This is a genomic window from Chitinophaga sp. XS-30 (assembly GCF_008086345.1).
GTDB lineage: Bacteria > Bacteroidota > Bacteroidia > Chitinophagales > Chitinophagaceae > Chitinophaga.
Map to the genome: position 1 here is coordinate 2,668,266 of NZ_CP043006.1, position 18,341 is coordinate 2,686,606.

Here is an 18,341-nt window from a genome sequence, read left to right on the forward strand (position 1 = left end):
ATGAACAATCATCATGATGTTATAGCAGAGCCCGCCAGGTCAATACCTGTACGCGCGCGGGTGGATGTACTGGTGGTAGGTGGCGGGCCTTCAGGGATCATTGCCGCGCAAGCCGCGGCGGAAGACGGCGCGAAAGTAATGCTGATCGAAAGCAGGAGTTTTGTGGGCGGGAATATGACCATCGGCCTGCCGATACTGGGGTTCCTGGGGCAAAAAGGCAACCAGATCATCAAAGGGTTGCCGCAAAAGCTGATCGGCCGGCTTGCGGAGCGGAATGCCGCCAGTGAGCACCGGCCCTGTCCGCTTCACATGAGCCTCACGCTCGTGGAACCGGAAAGCGTAAAGGCCGTGGCGCTGGAAACACTGGTGGAGAGCAATGTAGACGTATTGTTCTACGCCTTTTGCGCCGGTGTGGTGATGGAAGGGGATGAGCTGAAAGGCATCATCATCGAAAGCAAGGCCGGAAGAGAAGCTATCCTGGCCAAAGTGATCATCGACTGTACCGGTGATGCGGATGTTGCTTACCGCAGTGGTGTGCCATGCGAATATGGCAACGATCAGGGAGGCGTGCAACCGCCTACGCTGATGTTCTGCCTCGGCGGAGTGGATACGGAAAAGCTGCGGCTGAGCATTGCGGAAGAGCCAAGGACCTACCTCACGGATTTTATTCCGGCCGAATATTTTGGGCAGAACAACCAGTTTGTATTGGTAGGTATGCGCAACCTCATTCAAAAAGCGCAGTCCGCCGGGCTTCAGCTGGCAACAGAAAGAACGATCCTGATCACCGGCCTGCGCAAGGGAGAGGTATGGGTGAACATGACCCGGGTCAGCGGCGTGAACGGCACCGATCCCGGAAGCCTTACCCATGGGGAAATTGAAGGCCGCAGGCAGATCTACGATATACAGCGTTACCTCGTTGAATATGTACCGGGCTTTGAGCAGGCATACTTCCTGAAAACGGCGCCATTCCTCGGTATCCGGGAAACCAGGCGCATCAGCGGGTTTTATACGATGACGAGGGAAGATATCATGAGCTGCCGTCATTTTGATGATGCCATAGCGGTAGCCAGCTATCCGCTGGATATCCATCACCCGCAGGGTGGCGGTTGTACGCTGGAATGGTGCGGAGACTGTTACGATATTCCGTATCGCTCGCTGGTGCCGCAAAAGGTGAAGAACCTGCTTGTGGCCGGCCGTTGCATTTCCACTACACATGAAGCCATGTCCGCCATCCGCGTAATGGCGCCATGCATGGCCATGGGTGAAGCTGCGGGCCGTGCGGCAAAAATGGCCGTCAGTAAAGGTGTGCAGCCTGCCGATATTGATGTTGCCGCATTACAGCAGGAATTGCTGGCCAAAGGGGCTTACCTGCGCGCACCCGTCCCTTCCGCGATGCGCCCGCACAATCCATAACAAAGTAATTTTGGTGGATGACTGGTCACTTTTACCCGAAGGGCCTGCTTCTTAAGTGATCTGCTCATTCATCAGCAACAATTTTTTTTATGCAGGATAATCCATTACACCTGCCCCGCAGGGGCTTTATCAAAGGGCTGGGCGCGGCAACGCTGCTGCCCTTCCTTCCGTTGTCCGCGTTCTCCACCGTGGCTGCACCGGGCTTCCACCGCGTGCTGTCCTGCAATATCCGCGTAGCGCTGCCGGAAGATGAAGAAAAAGGAGTGGGCTGGCCGCAGCGGAAGGACGGCTGCATCAAAGTGATCAAAAAGCAAAAACCGGATATCGTTTGCTTCCAGGAGGTCTTGAAGGTGCAGGCTGAAGATATCCGCAGGGCGTTTCCGCGTTACTGTCTTTTTGGCTTCGATGGCCCCGAAATGGATGTTCACCCGGAGGGCTATCACGGCATCGCCAAAAATCCTGTTCTTTTCGCTACGGACCGGTATGAATTGCTGGGCGGCGGCAGCTACTGGTTGTCTGAAACACCGCTGACCGCAGGCAGCATGTCCTGGGGCACCGCCCGCGCGCGCAGCGTGAACTGGCTGCGGCTGCGGGAACGAAAGACCGGTAAAGCGTTTCGCGTGGTGAACCTTCATCTCGACCATATATCCGGCGAAGCCAGAATACAACAGGCAAAAATGGTGGCGGAGGAAAGCAGCCAGTATCAGCCGGACTTCCCGCAGATATTGGCCGGGGACTTTAATGCGCGGGCAACCAGCAAGGTGTTTGACAGCCTCAGGGATGCCGGCTGGCGGGACAGTTACGCCGCCGTTCATGGAGCAGCGGACCCGGGGTACACCGTGCACGGGTTTGAAGGCACAGCTTACACGAAAGGCGCCGGAAAGGGAAAGATCGATTTCATTTTCTGCAAAGGCCTTGTGAAAGCACAGGGCAGTACGATCATCAAAGATGCGGTGAATGGGCGGTATCCGAGCGATCACTATTTCCTGTCGGCTGATCTGCTGATGTGAGGTTGTGGTGCCCGGTTAAGGTCATCACCGCAAAATTGATTCGGAGATACTTTATGGTATAGCATTGCATCTGGTGATTTAAAAAGAAGTCAAAATGAAACTGAAAATCATTGAAACGAAAAAGGAATACCGGCAATACCTGGATTGGGTAGATGCTATGTTTGATAAAAAAGTAAAGCCGCATACGCCGGATGGAGAACAGAGCGATTTAAATTGATGAATACTGTTACCCCGCATCCGGAATATTGTGACCTGTTATCCCCCTCCGGACTCAAACCACCAAAGCAAACGCCGGCCGAAAATTAATATAGCCACCACACCCCCAATCCCCGCTTTTACCTATATTTAGTAAAGTAAGCCCATGTCCTATAGAGATATGCACATATATATCTTATTAAAGCTACATTGTTTGAGAGGGAAATATCTTGCTTTAATGATCGTAGTCCTGTCTTCCTGCACCTCACAGGATCAGGAAGTACTGGAACATCCGGAGTATTTTGATGCCGTTTTTCTTAAAGCGGACAGCATCGGCATGCATGACGTACCTGCGGCTATGGCATACCTGGATACCGCTTATGCGGCCTTCCGCGAACCCGGCGCTATCGACCTGTTCAGGAAATACCAGTATAACCATTTGTATTATCTGCACAAAGGCAAAGACATTTCCCTGGCCATGCTGTATGCAGACAGTATGCTGTACACAACGCGCAGCAAGGCAGTGCAGGAGCGTTATCCTCTCCAGTATGGTCTTGCCTTGCTATCCAAAGGAGATGTGCTGCGGGACCAGAAAAAGTATAACGATGCTTATCCATATTTTTATCTTGGCCGGAAGGCCATACAGCAGACCGGCGATACCTGCCGTTATCATGAGTACGCCAGCAAACTCGCCCTGGTCTATTACTGGCAGGAGAAATACGATACTGCTGCCCGTTACTTCATCGAGACTTTCGAGCGGTTGTCTTATTGCGACACGAACAGTTTCAGTACTTTTTACATCCGGCAGGGCATGCTGGACAATATTGCGCTGAGCTATGAGAAGGCAGGTAAAACGGATCGCGCGCTGGCTTTCTACGACAGTACCCTGCGGTTTATACGGAAATACGGTGGGGAATTCAGCCATGTTCCGGAGTATAAGCGAGGGATCGATGCGGCTATAGGTGTGGTATATGGCAACAAGGGAAACGTTTTGTTGAAGCTTGGGGACACTCTGGGCGCGGAAATCTTGTACCGGCAAAGCATCGATATCAACATGCGCGGGAAAGACGAAAAAGTGGATGCGCAACTGACCATGGCCAAACTGGCGGGATTATATCTCGCCGGAAACCGCCTTGCCAATGCAGGCCAGGTGTTGCAGGAAATGAAAGCCGCACTGGCCCAGGTGCCTGGTGCAGAGATCGAAGCACGGTGGCGCCATCTGCAATGGCAATACCTGGACAGAACGGGACAGCGGCGGCTAGCTTATACGATGTTGAAAGCCTATGTACAGCTGAACGACTCTTTGAATGACGCCGCCAGCCGTCCGGCTATAGCGGATATCAACCAGGAGTTTGACCGCATTTCCGGGGAATACCAGTTAGAAGTGCTGAAGAAGAACGATGAACTGAAAACCGCGTATCTCATCATTCTTGTTTTTCTGTCCGTCTCCGTAATATTGATCGCATGGATGATATGGCAGCACTGGCGAAGGTCACGCAGGCATGTGGAAGATCTCAGGCAGCTGAATCAGCAGATACTGGCACAACACGATAACATTCAAAAAAGTCTGGCCTCCCTGGAGCAAAGTCAGCGGGATAATTCAAGGATCATGAAGATCGTGGCGCACGACCTGCGCAGCCCCGTAGGCGCCATTTCCGGGCTGGCGGAATTACTGCTCGACACCGGCCAGCTGGGAGAGAAAGACGTTGAACTGCTGCAATTGATCCGCACGGCCAGCTCCCGGGCCAATAGCCTTATTTCTGATCTGCTGGTGCTGGACACTTCCATGCAGGGGCTGGAAAAAGAGATCGTGGAAATACATGTAGCGCTGAAATATTGTGTGGACCTGCTGCAGCTGAAGGCTACCGAAAAAAAGCAGGAGATCATCCTCAGCATAGAACCGGTCAAAGTACTGGCTTACCGTGAAAAGATATGGCGGGTATTCAGCAATCTCATCAACAATGCCATCAAATTCAGTCCGGATGGCTCCCGTATCGTGATCGTGCTGGAAAGGTCGAACGGCAATGCCAGGGTTTCCGTAAAGGACGAAGGCATCGGCATCCCTCCGGGCATACGGGACAAGATCTTCAGCCTTTCCTCCGAAGTAAAAAGAAGAGGGACGCGTGGGGAGGAATCCTTCGGCCTGGGACTGAGCATCTCCAGGCAGATCATCGAAGCGCATGAGGGAAAAATATGGTTTGAAACGGAAGAGGGGAGAGGCACCACTTTTTATGTGGAGATGAAAGCCTCCGCCTGATGTAAAGGCCGCCTGAAGTTAAATAACCGCAGCAAAATCATCGCATAAATGAAAGCGCCTTCCGGAAGCTGACAATAAAAAAGGGGAGGTTCAAAAATAATTTGATGGGCTTGAGCATCGCGTGAACGAAAAATTCTCTCCACCAGGTACCCGGTAAAAATTGGGTAAAATTACTTTTGAAACATCCCCTTTTCTTCAAACAGGAGCATGGCTCAGATCAATTCTTTCAGCTTCGCCACCACTTTATCCACTTCCTCCCGGGTATTATCCCTGCAAAAAGAGAACCGTACGGCTATTTTATTAGGATCATTGTTGATCGAACGGATCACATGCGATCCCGCATCCGCGCCGGAGGTACAGGCACTGCCGCCGGAAGCGCAGATGCCGTTGATATCCAGGTTGAACAGCAGCATTTCGCTTTTCTCCGTTTTCGGGAAAGAAACGTTCAGTACGGTGTACAGGCTGCGCCCGTACAGATCGCCGTTGAAAGAAACGCCCGGTATATTGGCTTCAAGCTGTTGGGCCATGTAAAGGCGGAGATCGTTGATGTACTTGCTGTGTTCTTCATAATGTTCCGTGGCCAGTTCCAGCGCTTTGGCGAAACCTACGATGCCGTAAAGGTTTTCCGTACCAGCGCGCATGTTGCGCTCCTGTGAGCCGCCCTGTACATAAGGGGTGATCTTCACGTTCTCGTTGATGTACAGGATACCGATGCCTTTGGGTCCATGGAATTTATGTCCCGCGCCGTTGATGAAATGTACCGGCGTATTGCGGAGATCAAACGGATAATGGCCTACGGTCTGCACGGTATCGGAATGAAAAATGGCGTCAAACTCCTTGCAGAGATTGCCAACGGCATGGATGTCCAGCAGGTTGCCGATCTCGTTGTTGGCATGCATAAGGCTTACGAGGCATCTTTCTTTGGATCCCGAAAGCAGGCGGCGAAGGTCTTCCATGTCCACATGCCCGTCAGGCAACAGTTTTACCCAGGAGAGCTTCACTTCTTCCCGGCAATGCATATGCTCAACGGTATGCAGGGTAGCGTGATGCTCGATGGGAGAACTGATGATATGACGGCAGCCAAGGTCGTGGATAGCGGCGTGGATGGCCGTATTGCTGCTTTCTGTTCCGCCGGAGGTGAAGAAGATCTCGCCGGGGTGGGCATTCAGGATCTTTGCTACGCTTTTGCGTGCGGATTCAATGCCAAGCCTGGATTCCCTTCCGTAAGAATAGATAGAGGATGGATTGCCGAACTTTTCGGTCATATAGGGCAGCATGGTATCCAATACTGCTTTGTCCAGCGGGGTAGTCGCTGCATTGTCGAAATAAATTCTTTCCAAGATGGTGGTGGTTTGGTTTTTGATAAAAAGTGTCACAAATTTAGGGATTTCAGTATAAAACGGCACGGAAGAATAAATGAGCGGCAAAAAGCCGCCGGTGTGGATGCTTAGCGGATCAACCGGGCATCTACCGGCAGTTCCTCCGCGGAAATGAACCGGACGAGGGTCTGGTATCCGGGGAACAGGGGATTGAGCAGGTAATTGTATTCTATCGGGTTAACCGCCGATCTGACCCTGATGGCCAGGTGTTTTCCGTCTTCCATCAGCCGGTCCCCGATGGCTTTGTTTTCCAGGTTGCCGATCTCCCGCCAGTTTGCCGGGTATTCCTCATCGGGGAGCACATACAGTTGCCTGCTTTTTACCTGTACCTCAAGGGTGATGATAAAAAGGGACGGCGGGGCAAATTCCGCTTCAAAATGCACCAGGTTCTCCAGGTAGGCGAGGGAACTGTTCTCACTGGCATAGAGCATATAGGTACCCGGACTGTTCCAGCGGCCCCCTTCTTTATAGGCGCCCATACCGGAAAGGTCCTTTGCGCGCTTCGCGGACTTTACGATACGATATATTTTCATCAGGAATAAACGCCTTCTTCTATCCTTCCAAGGACGTTATCCACCATAGCGAGACCGGTGGGAATGTAAAACAGGTCGATGGGCTTGAAATTGTTCAGGGCGCGGTTCGGTGTGTTGAGCCAGCCCTGCACTTTATCGCCGGATTCAAATACCTCAAAAGCATGTTCCACCACCTTGGCTACCTCAATGATGTGGGAGGAGGTTTGCCTGTCCAGCTTCTCGTTATCTTTCTTCCGCTCCAGCGTTTTTACGGACAGGTGCAGGATATTTTCCGCAAAGTTCTTCTTGGTCATGCCCATATGCCCGATCAGCGCATCCAGCGAAGCCTTTTGCAGGCCCTGGTTGCTTAAGGCGATCAGGTCGAATTCAGACCGGATGGGTTGTTTCACCAGTGTTGAACCGCCCAGCAATACGGCCAGGCCGGGAGCGTCTTCCTTTTTTTTAGGTATTCCCATTTCCGACATTTTATCCAAAGGTAAGGATAATTTGTCGTATCCTGAAATAAAAAGGGAACGGCCTCAACCGTAAATTTTGACCGGTACGGACATCGCCTGAGCGAAAATTCCGGCCATCCGGCACCCGGATATATACCGGGTAAATTACTGTTGAGACCGTTCCTGTTATCTTCCTGAAACGATTTTAAATGAACTCCCTGATATCCTGCATGATCTTCCGCGCGATATTGTCCGCCGTTGTTTCGTTCTGGCTTTCCGCATAGATGCGGATGATCGGTTCGGTATTGGAGGTGCGGAGATGCACCCAGTCCTTGTCGAATTCGATCTTCAGCCCGTCTTCCGAGTTCAGCGGCTGATTTTTGTATTTGCCTTTGATCTTCTCGAAGATGTCTTTCACGTCAATGCCTTTATCGAGCTCTATCTTGTTCTTGGAGATGAAATAGTCCGGGTAGGAATTCCGCAGCGCTTTCATTTTCTTTTTTGAATGCGCCAGGTGGCTGAGGAACAGCCCGATACCGATCAGTGCATCGCGGCCGTAATGGAGGTCCGGCACAATGATGCCGCCGTTGCCTTCTCCGCCGATCACGGCGTTCACGGCTTTCATTTTGGTCACTACGTTCACTTCGCCTACGGCGGAGGGATGGTACTCGCCGCCATTTTTGAGGGTGATATCTTTCAGGGCCTGGGTAGAGCTCATATTGGATACGGTGTTGCCCTTGCGGTGCTTCAGCACATAATCCGCCACGGCTACCAGGGTGTATTCCTCACCGAACATGCTGCCGTCTTCGCAGACGAAGCAAAGGCGGTCCACATCCGGATCTACGGCAATACCGAAGTCGGCTTCCGATTTGTTCACTTCATTGGAAAGCGCGGTCAGGTTTTCCGGCAGCGGCTCGGGGTTATGGGAGAATTTGCCGTTCACTTCGCCGAAGAGCACGGTAACATTTTCTACGCCCAGCGCTTTCAGCAGGGCGGGAACGTAAATGGCGCCGGTGGAGTTCACAGCGTCCACTACAACCTTGAAATTGGCCTGGCGGATCGCTTCCGCATCCACCAGCGGATAGTTCAGCACAAGGTCAATGTGTTTCTGCAGATAAGAATCGTCTCTGCGGCTGGTGCCGAGTTTGGATACATCAACGAACATGAAATCCTCATTGGCGGCGATTTCCAGTACTTCCGCGCCATCTGCGCCGGAAATGAACTCGCCGTTGCTGTTCAGCAGCTTCAATGCGTTCCATTCCTTGGGGTTATGACTGGCGGTGAGAATGATCCCACCGGCAGCCTGCTCCATGGTTACGGCTATTTCCACCGTAGGAGTGGTGCTGAGGTCCAGGTCCACTACATCAATGCCTAATCCGTTCAGGGTAGAAACGACCAGGTTCTTCACCATTTCCCCGGATATGCGGCCATCCCTGCCGATCACTACTTTCCTGTTCCCGGCATTTTGCCTTAACAGCCATGTGCCGTACGCGGCGGTGAATTTCACAACATCCAGGGGAGAAAGCCCCTCGCCCGGTTTACCGCCGATCGTTCCGCGAATACCCGAAATTGATTTAATCAGTGCCACAATTGTTGAATTTTTTAGGAAGGCAAAGATAAAGATTCGAAAATTATCCTACCCGTTAATTTGGCCGCCCGGGAATACACAACCGCTTCATAATGGCAATTAGACTATATTTGCAGCTACGTATAAAATTTTAAGAGAATATAAATGAGTCCGATTTGGTCGCGTATTCCCAGGTACATACGGTATATTTTCATGCAAACCTTGTACCTGTTTTGTTTTCTGGTGTTCTTCAGGCTCGTCTTCCACGGCTTTTTCTTTTCCAGTCCCATTAAAGATCCGGGAACCATCTTCAAGGCCTGGCATCTCGGTGCCCGGTTCGACCTCCGGCTGGCACTGATCATCATGATCCCCATCGGCCTGATGGCGGTGATCGCCAGGGACCGGTTGTTCGGCACCAGTATGCTCCGCAGGATCAATGACGGTTATTTTGCGCTTGTATATGTTTTTCTCACCCTTTTTTATGTGATAGACCTCGGGCATTACAGTTACCTGGGGCAACGGGTAGAACCTTCGGTGACCCGATTTCTGGCTTCCGGAGAACGGATGACCAATGCCCGGATGATGTGGGAAAGTTACCCCGTCATGTGGGGGCTGCTGGGGATTTCCGTACTGCTGTTGCTGACGCGTTACGGCTGCCGCAGCATTTTTCTCCGGTATGCGCAGCAGGAAGGCACCTACGTCAGGCCCCGGGCTTTTGCCGGCTGGACGATATTGCTGGTGGTGTTGTTTGCCGGCGGTATTTACGGCAATGCTGCCTGGTTCCCCCTCCGCTGGAGCCAGGCCATGTTCACCAGAGACAACGCCGTTACCAGCCTGGCCCTGAACCCCGTACTGTTCTACGTGTCCAACATGGATATGACGGAAGATTACTTCGACCTTGAACACACCCGCAAGTTCTACCCCTACATAGCGCAATATCTTGGGGTGGACAAGCCGGACGCGCAGCAGCTGAATTTTGTGCGTACCGTGCCCGGGGATTCCTCCAGGCCCCGGCAGAACGTTATCATCGTGATGATGGAATCCGGCGGATCGGCCATGATGAGCATGTTCAACAATCCCATGCAGGCTACTCCCCACCTGCAGGAGCTGGCGGATAACGGCGTGCTGTTCGAAAACTTCTATGTGCCGGCCATGAGCACCGCACGTACCGTCTTCAGCATTACCACCGGCCTGCCGGACGTTGTACGGCGCAAAACCGCTTCCCGCCATCCGCCGATTGTAGACCAGCGTATTATTATGGACCAGTTTGACGGTTATGAGAAATATTACCTCCTCGGCGGAAATACCAACTGGGCCAATATTCGCGCGGTGTTCACGAGCAATGTGGACAGCATCCGCATTTTCGAGGAAGGCTATTTCCGGGCGCCGAAGGCGGACGTATGGGGCGTATCAGATTATGACCTCATCACCGAAGCGGATGAGATCTTCAAAGCGGCGAATGACCGCCAGCAACCTTTCATTGCCTTCCTGCAGACGGCCGATAATCATGAGCCATATACCACCACGGAAGGAGCCGGCGATTTCAAAAAGCTGACGGAGAAAGATATAGACCCCGCCCGGTTCAAGGCTTCCGGTTTCGTGAATCTGGACCAGTTCAATGCCCTGCGGTATCTGGATTACAACATGGGCCACCTGATGAAGCTTGCAAAGAAGTCCGGTTACCTCGAAAACACCATTTTCGTGTTTTTCGGGGATCACAGCGCCAAGCTCGACCCTTTCCGGTTCATGCCGCTGCCGGAATTTGAAATGGGCACATATGTAGACCATGTGCCATGTATCATCTATAATCCTGCCCTGCTTCCTCCGCAGCGGGTCAGCCGGGCGGGCAGCCTGGTGGACATTTATCCCACTGTGGCAAAGCTCACAGGTATCCCTTTCCGGAACTACACCCTGGGCGCAGATCTGCTGGATACTACGCAGGCCCGGGACAGCTACGCATATATCCAATACACGAGGAACATGAGCTGGTATTCCGGGATCATCAGCGAAAATCACCTGTTTGAGCTGGACCTCAGCTCCAATGAAACGGCGTTATACGACCTGAAAGGCGATCCGTTGAAAGATGTAAAGCGGCAACAGCCGGAGCTTTCCCGTGATCTGGAGAACTTAACGCGCGGATTTTACGAAAGCACCCGATATTTGATGTTCAATAACAAGAAGATAAAACACTAGCCACCGGGAATGGAAGTAGCGAAACAATGGTTCAAAGACTGGTTCAATTCTCCTTATTATCATCTGTTGTACAGCAATCGTGATGAAAGGGAGGCGGCATCGTTCATCGACAAGCTGGTGGGATACCTGCACCCTGCACCCGGTGCGCTGATGCTGGATGTGGCCTGCGGGCGGGGGCGCCATGCCAGGTACCTGGCGGATAAGGGTTTCTGTGTGACCGGCATAGACCTGTCCGAAGAAAGCATTGCCGCAGCCCGCAAGCTGGAAAACGAGTACCTCAGCTTCTTTCAGCACGATATGCGCCTGCCTTTCCGCATCAATTATTTTGATGTAGCCTTTAATTTCTTCACCAGCTTCGGCTATTTCGATACCCGTCATGAGAACGAGAATGCGCTGCGCACCATCGCCAATTCGCTGAAGCCCGGCGGGCGCCTGGTATTGGACTATCTCAACAGCAATTATGTGACGGAGCACCTTGTCCGGCATGAAGTAAAGGAGAAAGACCAGGTGGTATTCGATATCGTACGGGAGAGGAAAAACGGCAAATTCCTGAAGCAGATCAATATCCTCGATAAAAAGCAACTGATGCGGGCCTTTTATACGGAAAGCGTGAGCGCGTTCAGCAAACAGGATTTTGAAGAGATGTTCGCCATGCAGGGCCTCGTTATAACCGATATCTTCGGAGACTATCATTTCAATACCTTCGACAGCCGGCATTCACCCCGGCTGCTCCTGGTTGCACAAAAAAATGTCAGCGCATGAATGACCTGCTTTTATGGGACTTGAAGCTGTTCTTTTATATCAATAACAGGCTGACGAATGTTTTCCTGGATTTTGTGCTGCCCTGGATGCGCGAGCCGTACTTCTGGGCGCCATTATATCTGTTCCTCGGCGTATTTGTGGTGTACAACTACAAATGGCGGGGTTTTTTCTGGATCGTATTTTTCATTCTCACATTTGCCATCACGGATCAGGCCAGCGGGTTCGTCAAAGAGGCCGTGGGCCGCATCCGTCCCTGCCGCGATCCCAATATTGCGCAATATGTGCGGTCGCTGGTCATTTATTGCCCCGGCAGCGGCAGCTTCACCTCTTCACATGCCGCCAACCATTTTGGCCTGGCGATGTTTTCTTTTTTATCTTTAAAGCCGCAGATCGGTAAATGGGCCTGGCTTTTCTTTGCCTGGGCGGCAGTGATCGGTTATGCACAGGTGTATGTAGGGGTGCATTACCCGCTGGATATCCTGGGCGGGGCATTGCTCGGCATGATGGCCGGCGTGATGAGCGGCGGCTTTTTTCAAAGAAGGATCAGACTGGAACTGGAACAAACAACATGAACTTAACATACCTGATACTCATATTTGCCGCTACGATCGGCGGAGGAATGATCCCCGTAATATTCAAAAGGATCCATCCCAACCTGCCGATATACCTGCTGGCATTCACCGGCGCATTCCTTTTTGGCGTCACCATACTGCATCTGCTGCCCGAAGTGTACCATACGCTGGACCATTCGGCGGGTATTTACATCGTGCTGGGTTTTTTCCTGCAGGTGTTCCTGCAGCAGCTGAGCCATGGTATGGAGCATGGGCACACCCATGTACCGGGAACGGCCCAACACCATGTGGCCGTGTTGCCGCTCCTTATCGGTTTGTCCATCCACGCTTTCATGGAAGGCATTCCCCTGGGATTCCATTATGATGACAAGTCCGCACTGCCTTCGCTGATGCTGGGCGTTACGGCGCATAAGATACCTGAAGCGCTCACCCTGATCACCGTAATGATCCATGCCGGGCAGAGCAAAGCCCGGTTATGGCGCATCCTGATCATCTTTTCCCTGATAACACCGCTTTCCGCAGTGCTTGCCGCCCAGCTGGGCAGCCGTTTTCACGTTGTTACCGATTCGCTGGTGTATCTCGTTGCGCTGGTGGTCGGCGCATTTCTGCATATTTCCACCACCATTTTTTATGAAAGCGGCACAAAACACCATGAACTGAGCCGCCAGAAGGTGCTGGCGATCGCCGTGGGCATTATGCTGGCATTTATTACACTAATATTTGAATAATTTTCTATTTTTAGACTATATTATGGAAGTCGTCATTATCCTCGTCCTTATTTTGCTCAACGGTATCTTCTCAATGGCGGAGATAGCCTTGGTTTCCGCACGAAAAGTGCGACTTGAAAATTCAGCCAGGCAAGGGGACGAAAAAGCCAAAGCAGCACTGAAGCTATCCAACAATCCGGATACATTTCTGTCCACCGTACAGATCGGCATCACCCTCATCGGTATCCTTACCGGTTTATACTCCGGTGAACAGCTGAAAGAAGATGTACAGGGTTTCATCAATACCTTTCCCGCACTCGTCAGATACAGCAATGGCATTGCCACCGCTATCATCGTGATCTGTGTTACCTACTTTACGCTGGTGCTGGGCGAACTGCTGCCCAAACGCATCGGCCTCGCCAATCCTGAGCGGATCGCGAAGATCATGGCACAGCCTATGAACTTCCTGTCCAAACTCACTTTCCCTTTCGTATGGCTCCTGAGCCGCTCCACCGCCGGTCTCGTTCGCCTTTTCGGCCTCAAAAGGGGGCTGGACAGTAATGTGACGGAAGAAGAGATCAAAGCCATCATCAATGAAGGCACAACCTCGGGCGCTATCGAAGAAACAGAACAGGAGATCATCGAACGCGTATTTCATCTGGGCGACCGTAATATCACCTCCCTGATGACCCACCGTACCGATATCGTATGGCTGGACGTTACCGAAGAGGTGGAAAGCTACAAACGCAAGATAAAAGCCTCTCCCCATTCGGTTTACCCCGTTTGCGAAGGACAAATAGACGCCATTAAAGGCATCCTGACCATTAAAGATCTATATACCGCCGGTAATGTGGCCGTGCTGAGAGATGTAATGAAGAAGCCCCTTTTTGTACCGGATAACAATACCGCTTACCAGGTGCTGGAAAAGTTCAAGGAAACGCAGGTGCATGCCGCATTTATTGTGGACGAATACGGCACCTTTCTGGGCATGATCACCCTGAACGACATCCTGGAAGCCATCGTGGGCGATATGCCGGAGACGGGACAGGACGATTATAACATGATAAAAAGGGAAGACGGTTCCTACCTTGTTGACGCACAGATCCCCTTTTACGACTTCCTCAGCGAATTCGATATGGAGGACATGATGGCGGAATTTGAACAGGAATTCGATACCCTGGCAGGTTTCATCCTCCATCATCTCGAACATATCCCCCAGACGGGTGAAAAGCTGGAATGGAGGAAGTTCACCTTCGAGATCGTAGACATGGATGCCCACCGTATCGATAAAATATTGGTGACACCCCCTGAGAATATTGAAGAAGAGTAATAAATTTACACCCTGATGCTGGCGATACCCAAACGGCAGCATGGGTATAACTGATCACACAACCGCGGAAATCAAGTGCAACTAGTTGACTGCCAGTTAGATGTTTGCAGCAGTAGATAAACATGCCGGAAATGGGTACTGGGAAAAATCCATCTTTATGCTATTTTTGAGCACTTTTTATACATGAATAAATAATTTAATCTTAAATAATGGTCGTACTAGGAAGTAAGGTGCTTTCTTTGGATGAAGTGCATAGAGTGCTGTTTGGTGGTGAGGAGCTGGTATTGGAAGACGCAGCCGTTCAGCAGGTGGATGACAACTTCGAGTTTCTCAGAAAATTCTCTGCAAAAAAACTCATTTACGGGATCAATACCGGTTTTGGGCCGATGGCGCAATACCGGATCAGTGAAGAAGATACTCACCAGTTACAATACAATCTCATCCGGAGCCACAGTTCCGGCGCCGGAAAATGTCTGGCCCCGGTGCTTACCAGAAGCCTGATGATCGCCAGGCTGAGCAGCTTCATGCAGGGCTTTTCCGGTGTGCACAAGGAAGTGGTCTTCCTGCTGCGTGATCTCATCAATCATCATGTATATCCCTGCATATATGAGCATGGGGGCGTGGGCGCGAGCGGCGACCTTGTGCAGCTGGCGCATCTGGCGCATGCGCTGATCGGGGAAGGGAATGTGCTGTTTGAAGAGGAGATCCGCGTTGCCGCAGATGTATTTGAGCAACTGGGACTGAAACCCATCAGTGTGCATGTGCGCGAAGGCCTCGCCATTATCAACGGTACTTCCGCGATGACCGGCATCGGCCTGGTGAATATCATCGAATCCCGCAAGCTGCTCCTGTGGAGTTGCGCCCTCTCGGCCATGATCAATGAAGTGGTGGAAGCGTTCGATGATCACCTGAGCTATGAGCTGAACATCGTGAAAAGACATCACGGCCAGAACAAAGTAGCCGAAATGATGCGCGGCATGCTGCATGGCAGCAAAATGATCCGCCACCGCCCCGATCATCTGTATAAAGAACTGGAAGAAGAGATATTCAAGGACAAGGTGCAGGAATATTATTCCCTCCGTTGCGTGCCGCAGGTGCTGGGCCCCATTTACGATACCCTGGTGCATGCGGAGAACATTGTGGTAGGCGAGCTGAACTCGGTAAGCGATAACCCCGTGGTGGATCACCGCGCCGGGAATGTTTTCCATGGCGGCAATTTCCATGGGGATTATATTTCCCTGGAAATGGATAAAGTGAAGATAGCCGTAACAAAACTGTCCATGCTCAGCGAGCGGCAGCTTAACTATCTGCTGAATGACAAGCTGAACCATAAATTCCCGCCGTTCATGAACCTCGGCAAGCTGGGCTTCAACTTCGGCATGCAAGGGGTACAGTTCACCGCCACATCCACCGTAGCCGAGAACCAGACGCTCAGCTTCCCGATGTATGTGCACAGCATTCCCAATAATAACGACAACCAGGATATTGTAAGCATGGGCTGCAATGCGGCGCAGATGACCTACAAGGTGATCGAAAATACCTTTGAGGTGCTGGCCGTGCAGGTGATGACCCTGTTGCAGGCAGTAGATTATCTCAGTTGCCAGGACCGGCTGGCGCCGTTCTCCGCGAAGATCTACCAGGATGTGAGGGCTATTTTCCCTAAATTTATCGAAGATGCGCCGCGTTATGCCGATGTACAGCAGATCAAGGCGTTCCTGATGCGGAATGAACCGGTGATCGCAGCGGACAAGAAAAAGAAAACCACTGAAAAGATAAACGATTAGGAATGAAATGTGCATTGATCACAGGCGGGTCGCGGGGAATAGGCAGGGCAGTATGCATCAGGCTGGCAGAACAGGGTTATCACATCCTGATCAACTACAGGGGCAATACCGCAGCCGCTGAAGAAACCCTGGCTGCTGTGAAGGAAAAAGGCGCTGACGGCACGCTGCTGCAGTTTGATGTAGGCAATGCAGATGAGGTGCAGCAGGTACTGGGCGAATGGATAGCAGCCAATAAGGACAAGCAGATAGAAGTACTGGTGAACAACGCCGGCATACGGGAAGACATGATGATGTTCCAGATGAGCCACAAGCAATGGAAGAGCGTCATAGAAGCCAGTCTGGACGGATTTTTCCATGTTACCCGGCAGGTGCTTACGGGCATGCTGCTGAAGCGTTACGGCCGTATCATCAATATGGTATCTTTATCAGGATTGAAAGGCACGCCGGGGCAAACGAACTACAGCGCGGCCAAGGCCGGGCTGATCGGCGCTACCAAGGCGCTGGCCCAGGAAGTGGCCAAACGGAACGTTACGGTGAATGCCGTTGCGCCCGGATTCATTAAAACGGATATGACGGAGGGGCTGCCGGAAAAGGAACTGTCCGCCATGGTACCGATGCAGCGTTTTGGCACCGCGGAAGAAGTGGCCGAAGCAGTAGTTTTCCTGGCTTCCAAAGGCGCTTCCTATATTACCGGGGAAGTGCTGAATATCAATGGAGGGCTGTACTCCTGAGGGCTGATGCACCCGCAACAGCGGGACCATCCCCGCTTGCGCCATGCAGGCTGTATCAGGCGGGTATCCATGGGTTATACCCGGGTAATCCCCGGAGTATCCATAGGGCATCGCCGGAGATGCGTTCCTTCAACCGGGGAATGTTCCCGGTATATTAGGGGTAATACGAATATTGAACGTTATAATAACTGTCACACCGCTGCCAACAGCGGTTTTTTCAAGATATAGCGCATGAACAGAGTAGTGATCACAGGCATCGGGATTTATTCCTGTATTGGCAAGGACCTGGAAGAAGTCCGGGAATCCCTGTTCCAGGGGCGCTCGGGCATTGTGCTGGATGAAGACCGCAAGGAATTCGGTTACCGCTCGGGGCTGACCGGCAATATCTCCCGTCCGGAGCTGAAAGGTCTGCTGGACAGGAGGGCCAGGCTGATGATGCCCGAACAGGCGGAATATGCCTATATGTCCACCCGCGAAGCATTGGCCATTGCCGGGCTTGACCAGGATTACCTGGACAGCCATGAAGTGGGCCTGCTTTTCGGCAACGACAGTTCCGCCAGGCCCACCATTGAGGCCATCGATATCATCCGGGAGAAGAAGGATACCATGCTGGTGGGGTCCGGGTCTGTATTCCAGACCATGAATTCCACGGTAAACATGAACCTGGCTACCATTTTCAGGCTGAAAGGCATCAATTTCGGGGTGAGTGCTGCCTGCGCAAGCGGGTCCCATGCCATCGGGCTGGGGCATATGTTCATTCAGAACGGCATGCAGGACATGGTGATCTGTGGCGGAGCGCAGGAAGTGAACCGGTATGCCATGGGAAATTTCGATGCCATCGCCGCCTTTTCCGTGCGTGAGCAGGAGCCGGCCAAAGCTTCCCGGCCATTCGACCGGGATCGTGATGGGTTGGTACCCAGCGGGGGCGCGGCCACCGTTATCCTGGAAAGCCTGGAATCCGCGCAGCGCCGCGGCGCCAGGATACTGGGGGAAGTATTGGGATACGGTTTTTCCAGCAATGGCGCCCATATCAGCAACCCCAGCGTGGAAGGCCCCATGCGCTCCCTGGAAATGGCTATGCGGCAGGCCGGGCTGAAGGCCGGCGATGTCGGGTATATCAACGCCCACGCCACCTCAACACCAGCCGGCGACGCCAGCGAAGCCAAAGCGCTGCACGCCGTCTTCGGCGATGCCGGGACCCCCGTCAGCTCTACCAAAAGCATGACCGGCCACGAATGCTGGATGGCCGGCGCCAGCGAGATCGTTTATTCCATGCTCATGATGCAGCACGACTTCATGGCCCCCAATATCAACTTTGAGAACCCCGATGAGGATTCTGCCAGATTAAATATCATTACAAATACAATTAACAAAAAATTTAATATATTTTTGTCTAATTCTTTTGGCTTTGGAGGGACCAATTCCTCTCTTGTCATCAGAAAATGGCAATAATGACAAAGTGGACGTATAGTAA

16 protein-coding genes are annotated in these 18,341 nt (G+C 52.1%); 12 read left to right on the forward strand and 4 right to left on the reverse strand.

The genetic code is table 11. The features are described from left to right. The 4 genes from FW415_RS10990 (at position 1) to FW415_RS11000 (ending at position 4,875) form a co-directional block, all read left to right on the forward strand. Positions 1–1,413, forward strand: coding sequence for an FAD-dependent oxidoreductase (locus FW415_RS10990; protein ID WP_148384729.1), 1,413 nt, complete (start codon positions 1–3; stop codon positions 1,411–1,413). Positions 1,414–1,502: 89 nt separating this feature from the next. Further along, positions 1,503–2,423: an endonuclease/exonuclease/phosphatase family protein gene (locus tag FW415_RS10995; RefSeq protein WP_148384731.1), complete on the forward strand. Its 921-nt coding sequence runs from the start codon at positions 1,503–1,505 to the stop codon at positions 2,421–2,423. A 94-nt stretch (positions 2,424–2,517) separates the two neighbouring features. Continuing rightward, positions 2,518–2,640: a hypothetical protein gene (locus FW415_RS25530; RefSeq protein WP_256378909.1), complete on the forward strand. Its 123-nt coding sequence runs from the start codon at positions 2,518–2,520 to the stop codon at positions 2,638–2,640. 216 nt (positions 2,641–2,856) lie between these two features. Then, positions 2,857–4,875, forward strand: coding sequence for a tetratricopeptide repeat-containing sensor histidine kinase (locus tag FW415_RS11000; RefSeq protein ID WP_168208773.1), 2,019 nt, complete (start codon positions 2,857–2,859; stop codon positions 4,873–4,875). A 212-nt stretch (positions 4,876–5,087) separates the two neighbouring features. Here FW415_RS11000 and FW415_RS11005 read toward each other — a convergent pair whose 3' ends face one another. From FW415_RS11005 to glmM, 4 genes are all read right to left on the reverse strand, one after another. Next, positions 5,088–6,215 carry a cysteine desulfurase family protein gene (locus FW415_RS11005; protein WP_148384736.1) on the reverse strand — a complete coding sequence of 376 codons (1,128 nt, stop codon included), beginning with the start codon at positions 6,213–6,215 and terminating at the stop codon, positions 5,088–5,090. 107 nt (positions 6,216–6,322) lie between these two features. Next, on the reverse strand, positions 6,323–6,787 hold the full coding sequence (locus tag FW415_RS11010) for an RES family NAD+ phosphorylase (protein WP_148384739.1): 465 nt from the start codon (positions 6,785–6,787) through the stop codon (positions 6,323–6,325). Further along, positions 6,787–7,242, reverse strand: a complete 456-nt coding sequence (locus FW415_RS11015) for an antitoxin Xre/MbcA/ParS toxin-binding domain-containing protein (RefSeq protein ID WP_168208774.1) — start codon at positions 7,240–7,242, stop codon at positions 6,787–6,789. The genes FW415_RS11010 and FW415_RS11015 overlap by 1 nt, the downstream gene beginning before the upstream one ends. Positions 7,243–7,426: 184 nt before the next feature. Next, the gene (glmM, locus tag FW415_RS11020) at positions 7,427–8,809 is read right to left on the reverse strand and encodes a phosphoglucosamine mutase (protein WP_148384745.1); all 1,383 of its coding nucleotides are present in this window, start codon (positions 8,807–8,809) and stop codon (positions 7,427–7,429) included. Positions 8,810–9,001: 192 nt separating this feature from the next. On the opposite strand from glmM, the gene FW415_RS11025 reads away from it, so the two are divergent. From FW415_RS11025 to FW415_RS11060, 8 genes are all read left to right on the forward strand, one after another. Continuing rightward, positions 9,002–10,981, forward strand: a complete 1,980-nt coding sequence (locus FW415_RS11025; RefSeq protein ID WP_168208775.1) for an LTA synthase family protein — start codon at positions 9,002–9,004, stop codon at positions 10,979–10,981. A gap of 9 nt (positions 10,982–10,990) precedes the next feature. Then, positions 10,991–11,743 carry a bifunctional 2-polyprenyl-6-hydroxyphenol methylase/3-demethylubiquinol 3-O-methyltransferase UbiG gene (locus FW415_RS11030; protein ID WP_148384750.1) on the forward strand — a complete coding sequence of 251 codons (753 nt, stop codon included), beginning with the start codon at positions 10,991–10,993 and terminating at the stop codon, positions 11,741–11,743. Beyond that, positions 11,740–12,315, forward strand: a complete 576-nt coding sequence (locus FW415_RS11035; RefSeq protein WP_148384752.1) for a phosphatase PAP2 family protein — start codon at positions 11,740–11,742, stop codon at positions 12,313–12,315. The genes FW415_RS11030 and FW415_RS11035 overlap by 4 nt, the downstream gene beginning before the upstream one ends. Further along, on the forward strand, positions 12,312–13,043 hold the full coding sequence (locus FW415_RS11040; RefSeq protein WP_148384754.1) for a ZIP family metal transporter: 732 nt from the start codon (positions 12,312–12,314) through the stop codon (positions 13,041–13,043). Before FW415_RS11035 ends, FW415_RS11040 begins: the two co-directional genes overlap by 4 nt. Before the next feature lie 22 nt (positions 13,044–13,065). After that, positions 13,066–14,352: a hemolysin family protein gene (locus FW415_RS11045; protein WP_148384756.1), complete on the forward strand. Its 1,287-nt coding sequence runs from the start codon at positions 13,066–13,068 to the stop codon at positions 14,350–14,352. 209 nt (positions 14,353–14,561) lie between these two features. Next, a complete protein-coding gene (hutH, locus tag FW415_RS11050; RefSeq protein ID WP_148384758.1) occupies positions 14,562–16,136 on the forward strand; it encodes a histidine ammonia-lyase in 1,575 nt (524 codons plus the stop codon). Between the two features lie 2 nt (positions 16,137–16,138). Beyond that, a complete protein-coding gene (fabG, locus tag FW415_RS11055) occupies positions 16,139–16,867 on the forward strand; it encodes a 3-oxoacyl-ACP reductase FabG (RefSeq protein ID WP_148384760.1) in 729 nt (242 codons plus the stop codon). Between the two features lie 231 nt (positions 16,868–17,098). Then, positions 17,099–18,319 carry a beta-ketoacyl synthase gene (locus tag FW415_RS11060; RefSeq protein ID WP_148384763.1) on the forward strand — a complete coding sequence of 407 codons (1,221 nt, stop codon included), beginning with the start codon at positions 17,099–17,101 and terminating at the stop codon, positions 18,317–18,319. The last annotated feature ends 22 nt before the right edge of the window (positions 18,320–18,341 follow it).

Coding starts and splice junctions, on each gene's coding strand:
- FW415_RS11035 (WP_148384752.1), top strand. CDS start 11,740: ATGAATGACCTGCTTTTATGGGACTTGAAGCTGTTCTTTTATATCAAT.
- FW415_RS25530 (WP_256378909.1), top strand. CDS start 2,518: ATGAAACTGAAAATCATTGAAACGAAAAAGGAATACCGGCAATACCTG.
- FW415_RS10995 (WP_148384731.1), top strand. CDS start 1,503: ATGCAGGATAATCCATTACACCTGCCCCGCAGGGGCTTTATCAAAGGG.
- FW415_RS11015 (WP_168208774.1), bottom strand. CDS start 7,242: ATGGGAATACCTAAAAAAAAGGAAGACGCTCCCGGCCTGGCCGTATTG.
- FW415_RS11025 (WP_168208775.1), top strand. CDS start 9,002: ATGCAAACCTTGTACCTGTTTTGTTTTCTGGTGTTCTTCAGGCTCGTC.
- hutH (WP_148384758.1), top strand. CDS start 14,562: ATGGTCGTACTAGGAAGTAAGGTGCTTTCTTTGGATGAAGTGCATAGA.
- FW415_RS11060 (WP_148384763.1), top strand. CDS start 17,099: ATGAACAGAGTAGTGATCACAGGCATCGGGATTTATTCCTGTATTGGC.
- FW415_RS11045 (WP_148384756.1), top strand. CDS start 13,066: ATGGAAGTCGTCATTATCCTCGTCCTTATTTTGCTCAACGGTATCTTC.
- FW415_RS10990 (WP_148384729.1), top strand. CDS start 1: ATGAACAATCATCATGATGTTATAGCAGAGCCCGCCAGGTCAATACCT.
- FW415_RS11000 (WP_168208773.1), top strand. CDS start 2,857: ATGATCGTAGTCCTGTCTTCCTGCACCTCACAGGATCAGGAAGTACTG.
- fabG (WP_148384760.1), top strand. CDS start 16,139: ATGAAATGTGCATTGATCACAGGCGGGTCGCGGGGAATAGGCAGGGCA.
- FW415_RS11040 (WP_148384754.1), top strand. CDS start 12,312: ATGAACTTAACATACCTGATACTCATATTTGCCGCTACGATCGGCGGA.
- FW415_RS11010 (WP_148384739.1), bottom strand. CDS start 6,787: ATGAAAATATATCGTATCGTAAAGTCCGCGAAGCGCGCAAAGGACCTT.
- FW415_RS11030 (WP_148384750.1), top strand. CDS start 10,991: ATGGAAGTAGCGAAACAATGGTTCAAAGACTGGTTCAATTCTCCTTAT.